General features: G+C 41.7%; 10 protein-coding genes. 1 reads left to right on the forward strand and 9 read right to left on the reverse strand.

Annotation, left to right across the window (positions count from 1 at the left end; translation table 11 throughout):
• Positions 1 to 36: 36 nt before the first annotated feature.
• The 3 genes from araA to ACN6NB_RS11880 are packed head-to-tail and all read right to left on the reverse strand — an operon-like array spanning position 37 to position 3799.
• On the reverse strand, positions 37 to 1458 hold the full coding sequence (gene araA / locus ACN6NB_RS11870) for an L-arabinose isomerase (RefSeq protein ID WP_151284441.1): 1422 nt from the start codon (positions 1456 to 1458) through the stop codon (positions 37 to 39).
• Positions 1459 to 1475: 17 nt separating this feature from the next.
• Positions 1476 to 2180, reverse strand: coding sequence for an L-ribulose-5-phosphate 4-epimerase (locus ACN6NB_RS11875; protein WP_039180113.1), 705 nt, complete (start codon positions 2178 to 2180; stop codon positions 1476 to 1478).
• Entirely contained in the window at positions 2174 to 3799 is a 1626-nt protein-coding gene (locus tag ACN6NB_RS11880; RefSeq protein ID WP_144491382.1) for a xylulokinase, read from the reverse strand. The genes ACN6NB_RS11875 and ACN6NB_RS11880 overlap by 7 nt, the downstream gene beginning before the upstream one ends.
• 272 nt (positions 3800 to 4071) lie before the next feature.
• On the opposite strand from ACN6NB_RS11880, the gene ACN6NB_RS11885 reads away from it, so the two are divergent.
• Entirely contained in the window at positions 4072 to 5160 is a 1089-nt protein-coding gene (locus ACN6NB_RS11885) for a substrate-binding domain-containing protein (RefSeq protein WP_474253366.1), read from the forward strand.
• A gap of 149 nt (positions 5161 to 5309) precedes the next feature.
• On the opposite strand, the gene ACN6NB_RS11890 is transcribed toward ACN6NB_RS11885, so the two are convergent.
• From ACN6NB_RS11890 to ACN6NB_RS11915, 6 genes are all read right to left on the reverse strand, one after another.
• Positions 5310 to 6035, reverse strand: coding sequence for a DsbA family oxidoreductase (locus ACN6NB_RS11890; protein WP_099663472.1), 726 nt, complete (start codon positions 6033 to 6035; stop codon positions 5310 to 5312).
• Between the two features lie 139 nt (positions 6036 to 6174).
• Positions 6175 to 6732 (reverse strand): 6-phospho-3-hexuloisomerase, encoded by a 558-nt coding sequence (gene hxlB / locus ACN6NB_RS11895; protein ID WP_058839029.1) that lies wholly within the window; start codon positions 6730 to 6732, stop codon positions 6175 to 6177.
• Positions 6729 to 7361, reverse strand: coding sequence for a 3-hexulose-6-phosphate synthase (hxlA, locus tag ACN6NB_RS11900; protein WP_039180128.1), 633 nt, complete (start codon positions 7359 to 7361; stop codon positions 6729 to 6731). The genes hxlB and hxlA overlap by 4 nt, the downstream gene beginning before the upstream one ends.
• 239 nt (positions 7362 to 7600) lie before the next feature.
• Complete coding sequence (gene hxlR / locus ACN6NB_RS11905; RefSeq protein ID WP_012010675.1) at positions 7601 to 7957, reverse strand: transcriptional activator HxlR; 357 nt, start codon at positions 7955 to 7957, stop codon at positions 7601 to 7603.
• Between the two features lie 75 nt (positions 7958 to 8032).
• Positions 8033 to 8902 (reverse strand): alpha/beta hydrolase, encoded by an 870-nt coding sequence (locus ACN6NB_RS11910; protein WP_126681552.1) that lies wholly within the window; start codon positions 8900 to 8902, stop codon positions 8033 to 8035.
• A 451-nt stretch (positions 8903 to 9353) separates the two neighbouring features.
• The gene (locus tag ACN6NB_RS11915) at positions 9354 to 9833 is read right to left on the reverse strand and encodes a hypothetical protein (RefSeq protein ID WP_126681551.1); all 480 of its coding nucleotides are present in this window, start codon (positions 9831 to 9833) and stop codon (positions 9354 to 9356) included.

Genomic DNA, 9833 nt, shown 5'->3' on the forward strand with positions numbered 1-9833 from the left:
TCCACTGTAAACAGTAGAAGACCTTTCACCCTTCTTCTATAAAACCACATATTCTGCATTGACAAGCTTTGCAAATTGAACAATTTGATCAACCGTTAAATTGAGAGACACGACTGTATGATGGCCTCCCCCTTGCTTAATCCATGCTTTGACGCCATCCTGAAAATTCGGTTTGATTTTCCACAATACACGCGCAACTGGTAAATGAGGTGCCGCTTCCTCCGGTTTAAAGGCTTCGACTTCTTGTATCAGCCATTTAAAATGTGTTCCAAAATCAGCTATGGAGACAACGACACCTTCGCCTGCTTTTCCATCAAATACAAGACGTGCTGGATCTTCCCGGTTTCCAATCCCAAGTGGAGACACGACAATGACAGGTTTTGTATGGGCGAGCGCTGGATCTACTTCCAGCATATGAGATTGCAGCACTGCTTCCTGCCCAGAGGTCATTTCATATGTGTAGTCCTCCATAAAGCCAGTAGATTGATGATGGCTCATCACCTTTAATAAGCGGGATAGTGCAGCCGTTTTCCAATCGCCTTCCCCAGCAAAGCCGTATCCCTTTGCCATCAGCCGCTGTACCGCAAGTCCAGGCAGCTGCTTCATCCCATGTAAATCTTCAAAGTTTGTTGTAAAGGCATGATAGCCGCCTTCATCTAAGAAACGTTTGATGGCGATTTCATATCGCGCCTGCACCTTGACACTTTTTTCCCATTCGTCAACTGAATACGTTCCATAATTCACATCATATTGCGTTAAATACTCAGCAAATAATGCATCTACCTCTTCTTCCTCTACTGCATTTACATATTCGACGAGATCGCCTATTCCAAAGTAATCAACGGTCCATCCTAATTGAATCTGCGCTTCGATTTTATCGCCTTCTGTCACGGCCACATGCCGCATGTTGTCACCAAACCGGGCTACTTTGATGTGAAAGCTCTCATGATAGGCAGCCGCAACGTCCATCCAATCAGCAATTTGCTGCTGCACTTCAGGCTTTGACCAATGACCGGTTACAATTTGGTTTTGTTTATTTAAACGTGCATTGATATAGCCATATTCTCTATCTCCATGTGCGGATTGATGAAGATTCATATAGTCCATATCAATCGTGTCCCAAGGGATCTTTTCATAAAATTGTGTGACAAGATGCAAAAGAGGTTTTTGCAAAAGGCTGGTGCCACGTATCCACATTTTCGCTGGAGAAAATGTATGCATCCACGTCATCACGCCAATGACTTCATCGCGATAATTGACCTCTTTCATTAGCTTTGTGATTTGATCGGCGCTGACAGCCAGCTCCTGCAAGATCACGGGATAAGGAAGTAAACCGCTCTCATTTAAGGCATCTGTCATCTTTTGTGCATTTGCTTTTACTTTCTGCAGTGCTTCATCACCATATAGATGCTGTGACCCAACGATAAACCAAAATTCTTTTTTCTGACTTGTTAACATAGATATCCCTCTTTTCTTTATCTTGAAGGTTTTTGTCCGTAATACGCATGCTTTCCATGTTTTCTTAAGTAATGTTTATCTAAAATTCGCTGCGGCAATGGCTCCGCAAATTCGTTCAATTGCTTGGCAAAAAGGTTCATTTTGGCAACTTCATCTAAAATCACACTGTTTGTGACCGCACTTTTTGCATCCTTCCCCCATGTAAACGGACCATGCCCTTGAAGCAATACACCCGGCACCGCCATGACATCTAGGTTTCTTTTCTCAAACGTTTCGATGATCAGCCGGCCGGTCTCTACCTCATAACCGCGATTGACTTCTTCTTCTGTCAGAAAACGAGCGCACGGAACAGCGCCGTAAAATGTATCGGCATGTGTTGTGCCCATTGCTGGTAAATCAAGACCTGCCTGCGCCCAAACGGTTGCCCACATAGAATGGCTATGTGAAATGCCCCCAATTTCCTCAAAGTGTTTGTAAAGAACCGCATGTGTAGCTGTATCTGACGAAGGACTGAATTCTCCTTCCACCACTTCACCGTCAAAGTTCACCACGACCATATCTTTTGCTGATAGTTGGTCATACGCTATGCCGCTCGGCTTAATCACAAACAAACCACTGTCACGATCACATGCACTGACATTGCCCCATGTAAATTTCACAAGTCCGTATTTTGGCAAATCTAAATTTGCTTGATACACTTCTTCTTTTAAGCGATCTAGCATACCGTTGTCACTCCTTTCTTTTGCATCAGATGCGCTACTGCCGCTTCTTCAATCGGAAGCCCCTTTTGATAGCGCTTTAAAAATTCGTCAAAGCCTTTGACATCGAGTGGATCGGGCTCCATGAGCTCTTCTGATGTATGGGCAAATACTCGTTGGGTAAGAAATTCAGCCAATGTTTGCTGATGTTGATGGACCATATATGAAGCAAGGACCGCCATCCCAAACGCACCACCTTCTCCCGCTGTTGAAACGACTGATACAGGTGTATTCAGCGCTGCGGCAACCATTTTTTGTCCAACGAGCGGTGTTTTAAATAATCCCCCATGCCCTAGTAAGCGGTCAATCACTACATGCTCCTGTTCCTTTAACCGGTCCATGCCTATTTTCATAGCACCAAAAGCGGAGAACAAATGGGTGCGCATGAAATTAGCGAGGTTAAAGCGGCTTTCAGGAGACCTGACAAAAAGAGGTCTTCCTTCTGGCAGTCTCGTAATATTTTCACCAGAGTAATAGCCATAGCTTAAGAGTCCGCCGCCATCTCGATCTGCTTCTAAAGCTTGCTGCAATAGGGATTCGTATAACCTTTCTGACTCCACTTGCATGCCTAGTGCTTCAAATGCCTCTCTGAATATATTCACCCAAGCGTTTAGGTCACTTGTACAGTTATTCGCATGAACCATGGCAACTGGCAGTCCATCCGGCGTCGTGACAAGATCCACTTCTGGATAGACACCTTTTAGATCCTGCTCTAGCACAATCATGGCAAAAACAGATGTCCCAACAGAAATATTCCCGGTGCGCCTTTCTACACTGTTTGTCGCCACCATTCCCGTTCCAGCGTCACCTTCCGGCGGGCAAAATGGAATGCCTGGCTGCAAATGTTTTCCCTGATCCAAAATGGCTGCTCCTGCTGTAGTTAACACGCCAGCCTCTTCGCCTGCTAAATAGACACGCGGCAGAAGGTGACGAAGCTTCCACGGATAGCCTTTTTCTGCAATCAATGCTTCAAATTGCTGGAGCATTTCTTCATTGTAGTCCTTCGTTTGTTCATCAATTGGAAACATCCCTGACGCATCACCAATACCAATGGCCTGCTTTCCGGTTAACAGCCAGTGAATATATCCAGACAAAGTGGTCATATATTCTAATCGGGATAGATGTTTTTCCTCTTCTAATACCGCTTGATACAAATGGGCAATACTCCATCTTTCTGGAATATGAAATTGAAATACATCTGTCAGCTTTTGACTCGCCTCGATGGTCGTTGCATTTCGCCATGTTCGGAACGGAACGAGAACCTCTCCTGTATGATCACATGCCACATAACCATGCATCATCGCTGATACCCCGATTGAGCCAATGGTTTGAATGGTCACACCATACTTTTGCTCGGCCTGTTCTTTCATCTCTCGATAGGCCACTTGCAGACCTGTAATGATATCAATTAAGTTGTACGTCCAAATGCCATCCTGGAGAAAACTTTCCCATTCATATGCACCTTGTGCAATTGGCTGAAATTCCTCATCTATTAAAATCGCTTTAATTCGTGTTGAACCAAATTCAATGCCTAAAGATGTCCGTCCTTCTTTCAAGGCTTTGGCCGTCTCTTTATGATTCAATCTACGTTCACCCCCATTTTGATAGCGGTTTCAATTTTGTTTTTCTAGATTCATTGATTCTCTGGTACAATCACAATATAATATTTGTACGTACATATGTCAATAATAAATATAGTTGTACATACACAATGTGACAAAAACCTGCATTTTTTCTGGAGGGGTCATGACAGAAAAGGAAAGCGCCTGTTTTTGATTCGACAACCATGTTAAAATATGTCCATACAATTTCTTCTCAATCCGAGTAGATGATCAACTGAGAAAGAAGTGAAACGATGAAAAAGAAGTACCAGATCATTATTGATGATATAAAAAGCAAAATACTCACAGGGGATTATCGGATCGGGGAGCGCATTCCAACCGAATCAAGCCTGCAAGACATGTATCAAGTAAGCAGACATACAGTTCGAAAAGCCATTTTGGAATTGTCCAGCGAAGGATTTTTGCGCAGCGAAAAAGGTTCAGGCACATTTGTGACCAATCAATATCAAACAAAACCTGCGGGACATGCACATATGAAAACGATTGGGGTCATTACAACATACATATCCGATTACATTTTCCCTTCCATCATTCGAGGCATTGAAAGCCGATTAAACGAAGAGAACTATTCCTTGTTACTGGCAAGCACAAATAACGATGTTGAGCAGGAGAAAAAAGCGCTGGAAATGATGCTATCTTTTGGGGTGGACGGACTTATTGTCGAGCCAACGAAAAGCAATTTATATAATCCAAACATTTCGTACTACTTATCCTTTAAAGAACAGGATGTACCGCTCATTATGATCAATGCCTATTATGAGCAGCTAGAGGTTCCTTTTCTCTGTTTAGATGATGTGAAGTCCAGCTATTTAGCCACAAAAGAGCTGATCACCTCGGGCCATCAGCAAATTGGACTTATTTCAAAAACAGATGATTTACAGGGAAAATATCGGATGAAGGGCTATATTCAAGCGCTAGGTGAAGCGAAGCTTAATTTCCTGCCTGAGCATGTGCTCTTTTTCGATACAGAATCTAAGCAGCATTTGGGGGAGCAAATTCACTCATTCCTGTTGGCGCACAGACATGAACTGACCGCCCTTGTTTGCTATAACGATGAGGTGGGTTTAGAAGTAGCCAATGTATGCAGCGAAATCGGGCTGTCCATTCCAGATGATCTCTCGATTATTGGACAGGATAATTCGTATATTGCCCAGAAAAATGCCCATGTGAAGCTGACAACACTGACCCATCCACAGGAGCAAATGGGCCGTGATGCAGCAGACTGGATGATTAAAAAAGTACAAGGGAAAAAGAATATCCCTGATCAAACGTTTTACGAGCCTGAATTGGTTCCAGGTGAAACGATCAAACGAATAAAATGAGCCCTTACTCCAAGTGGCTCATTTTATTTTAGATTCCAGCATAAGGCGTGAATGGGTCGGCTCCCTGAAATGAAAGACATGTGTTTCCCCTCATCCATCATGAATCAATAAAAAATCCCCATCTTATAAAAAGATAGGGAACATATCTATTACGCCTCTTCTTTAGGGGAAGGCACCGCACATACGCCATCTGCACATGCTGCTTCAAACGCATTGTCAGCCGCTTTCTCTGCTTGAGCTGCTTCCTCTGTCCAAGCTGTTTCAAGTGCGCGCAGGAACGTATCTGCTGACTGTGCACCTGCCACTGAATATTTGTTATTGATTAAGAAAAATGGTACGGCATTAATACCAAGCTGTCTCGCTTCTTTTTCATCTTCTCGTACATGATCTGCAAATTCCTCGCTGTCAAGAGCTTGCTCTACTTCCTTTAAGTCAAGACCTGCTTTTTCTGCAATGTCTAAAAGAGTTTGACGGTCACCAACATGCTTTCCGTCTGTAAAATACGCTTGAAACAGCTCTCCCATGACGAAATCACCTTTCCCCTTTTGACCAGCATATTGCGCCAATCGGTGGGCATCAAAGGTGTTTGTCAACACGAGCGGATCGAATTGAAAATCGATTCCTTTCTCTTTACCGGCCTGCTTCACCTGCTCATTCATCGCCATGGCCTGGCTGCGGCTCATGCCATATTTTTTGACGAGCATATCGTGAACGTCATGATCGACATCAACAGGTGCGTGCGGATCAAGCTCAAAGCTTTTAAACTCTATCTCTACCTGTTCCTTCTCTGGAAATTGTTCTAGCGCTGTTTCCAGCTGTTTTTTTCCTATATAACAAAAAGGACAGGCGATATCTGACCAAATTTGTACTTTCATGTTCATCTTCCTTCCGTGCTGCACTTTTAATTTAACGATGTAACAATTATAGTTACATCAATTAGATGATGTCAAGATTCTGATCTTGTTTTAAATGAAAAAGCCTCTCCTTTTAAGAAAGGAAAGGCTTTGAAAATATCTATTCTAAATTTGCATGGTGACCGTACATTGTATGTGTGTCGAGCTCTTTTATTTCCATTAACCTTAAAATGACCGCATCGTATGTCAGAAGAAGCGATTGCTCAAATAGTGAGCCCATTGGCTGAATGGTATGATGGTTTCCTTCCTGTTGATCCTTCGGTGCACCTGACAATAAGATGACTTCATCCGATAAATCAGCTAAAGGTGACTCAGCAGAAAGCGTGAATGCTGCCACTTTTCCGCCAATTGCTTTTGCCTTTTTTGCAAGGACGAGTAAAGACTCTGTACGGCCAGAGCCGCTCCCGACAATCAAAAGATCCTCTTCTGTAAAAGAAGGCGTATTCGTTTCTCCAATTACATATGCCTTGACGCCAATATGCGTAAGTCTCATCGCAAACGATTTTCCCATCAAGCCGGATCTGCCCGCACCTGTCACAAAGACTTTTTGTGCAGATAAAATACTTGTGACCAGACGCTCTGCTTGTTCGTCTTGAATGGCAGACGAATGATCAGAAAGCTCATTTAAAATGGCTTTCACATAGTCGCTGGTCTTCATGATTGTGCGATCAGCTGTTTCATTTGTGCAGCCACTTCTGCTTTATTGTCCTGGCTTGCAATACCGCCGCCGACAATGATTAAATCAGGGTTTAATTTCACGACTTCAGGTAACGTATCAAGCTTAATTCCACCTGCAATCGCTGTTTTCGCTTGCTTGACAACTTCTTTAATCGTCATAAGATCAGCAAATGAATTTTGACCAACCGCTTGCAGGTCATAGCCTGTATGCACACAAATATAATCGACTCCAAGCGCATCCAGCTCTTTTGCACGGCCTGCGATATCTTTGATGCCAATCATATCAACTAAAATTTGTTTTCCTCTTGCTTTCGCTTCTTTCACCGCTCCTTGAATAGACATATCTTCTGCCGCTGCAAGAATGGTGACGATATCTGCTCCAGCTTCAGATGCCTGCTGCACTTCATAGCCGGCAGCATCCATAATTTTCAAATCAGCGAGTACACGTAAATTCGGAAAAGCCTGCTTGACTTCTTTTACAGCACGAAGCCCTTCGTTAATCACAACAGGTGTCCCAATTTCGACCACATCAATGGATGCTTCTACTTCTTTGATCAGCTCAATTGCCTCTGGTATATTCACTAAATCTAATGCTAATTGTAATTTCATCAACTTTCACTCCCGTTTTTCATCTCATCTTCAAGAGCTCCGCGGATGATGCATCTTGAACGATGAAATGAGTATAACAACAGGAATGACGCAATGTAAGTACGCACTTTTTTTTTACATACTATACTTTTCCGCATATGGTTACAAAAAAGATACTGTCTTTTGGGCAGTATCTCAGGGTAAAGACAAAGGGCTAAAATAAAGTTATTTTAGCCCTTTGTCTACAATCGGTAGTCTTTCTATTTATCATCTTTTAAGAAATTGCTGTCGAGATACTGTTTTCCCCAATCATACATCGCCTCTAAAATCGGCATTAAGCTTTCTCCTAATTCTGTGAGAGAATACTCAACCTTTGGCGGGACGACAGGATAAACCTCCCGGTGCACAATGTGATCTTCCTCTAATTCTCTTAGCTGATTGACAAGCATTCTTTGCGTAATCCCAGGCATTAACGACTTTAACTCACCAAAACGTTTTGTCCCTTCTCTGCCCAGATGCCATAAAATCAGCATTTTCCACTTACCGCCGATAATATTCAGCGTCAGCTCCTTTTCGCAGTTGAACACTTTATTTTCCATTCGTGATGACAACGACATACACTCCTTTAATAACAAACCACTTAGGTTTTATCATAACTGCAACAAAATGGATTGCCTAGCATATGGTCTTCGTTATTGATTTTGTTTTTTAACAAAAGCCATCACAGCCTCCGTCATTTTTTGTGCTTCTTTTGGCGCCCTGTCTGATCCAAACCATTTGTTCAAGTCACTGTGGCTCAGCGTATGCACCCGAAAAACAAACCGAGAGCCTTTGTCATGATTCAGTTTTTCAGCAAATCTGTACACCTCAGGATTTTCCCAGCCCGTGACCAAATAGACAGGTGGTACATTCTTTTGATTCATATAAGTGACAGGTGATGCCTTTGTCCAGTTCTTCTTTTGTTTGCCAAAGACTTTTTTGTACGATGGGATGGCTTGTATAAATTGATTGATGTTTAACGGCCCGTCTAGAACCACAATGGAATTGATCGTTGTTGGCGACAGCCCCACACGTTTTAAGTAGGTCGAATCTGTGGCAACCAGCGCCGTCAAATGACCGCCTGCCGAGTGACCCATGACATTGATTTTTGATGAATCGATTTGATATTCATCCGCATGATCCTTCACCCATTTAATGGCGTTTGCCGTATCATCTGCCATCTGCTCATAGTTGGCATTAGGGTGAAGCCTGTAATTCATTGAAACAAACACATATCCTTGATCTGTAAAATAATCAGCCTTTGAAGCGACTCTATTCTTATCGCCGCCTGTCCAGCCGCCGCCATGGAGATAGATCATCACTGGATGCTTCTTCTTTTTATCTTCATCTTTGCCCTTCGGCATATACATATCGAGGGTTTGCTGTTTATTTTGTGTGTCTGCATAATGGATGTTTGTCGTCGGTTTAGGCTGGTTGAAACGGAACACAAAGAATGCGCATACCAATAAGCCAGCGATGACAACCGCAAATAAGAGCCATTTCAAGATTCGATTCAATGTCATTGCACCTTTCTGTGTTGGGATGGGGAAGCATGAGTAGCAGATATGTAGAGAAACTAGCACGATTCAATCAATACTTCTTGTATGACTTGAACCGCTCGGTAATAAAATAGAAAATACTGTTATTCAAAGTCTTCGTCAAAGTAATTGATGTTTTTCCAGCCTCTATCCAAGAGCCAAATGTCCAAGTGAAGACTAGAATCATCTGTTAAATCCAAATCTTTATTTGAACAGATGATACATTGGTGAATTTTAGATGTATCTTTACTTGATATGCCTTAGATTCATATGGGGATGTGCAGAGCAATACATTTAATCAAGTCGTAATGTTCATTATACTCTTTAAAGTAGTGAAATACATATAATTGCTTAAGATGATAAATTAAATCAATTTAAATAAATAATAAACAAAAGCTGTCAAGTATCCTTGACAGCTTGGCATTCATTGAAATGTTCAAATTGACGTTTCTATATAATTTTTAAACGAGGTAAAGTTAGCTTTCTTTTGAAAACCTCTTAGAGTCTGTTTATCTCCGGTAAAAATAATATCTGAAGAATCAAAGAAACCTATTTCAAATTCTGCTTGAGGAATAGTTGGTACATAATTCTCACTCCAGTAGTCTTCATTGTCATAAATCTCAGGAACGTCAAATATTTCAAAATGATTTATTTTAGGAGGCAAAGCAGTAAAAACAGCAAATGTAAATGACATGTCAAATTCCTCCAATAATTTTTTGAGTTTATCACCTTTAATCAACAAACATTCAATACTATGCGTCAAAGATGTATGCTCAACATATTCATTATCATTAAAAATTTGGGTATCTGTCATATCACTTAATAACCAGTTATAATTTTCCACATTCAATTCTATCTTTTTGAAAAGATTATTAATTATAAACAGTTCATTTTCTTTTTCCAAAACAATTCTCAC

Source organism: Bacillus sp. 11B20 (assembly GCF_056098985.1).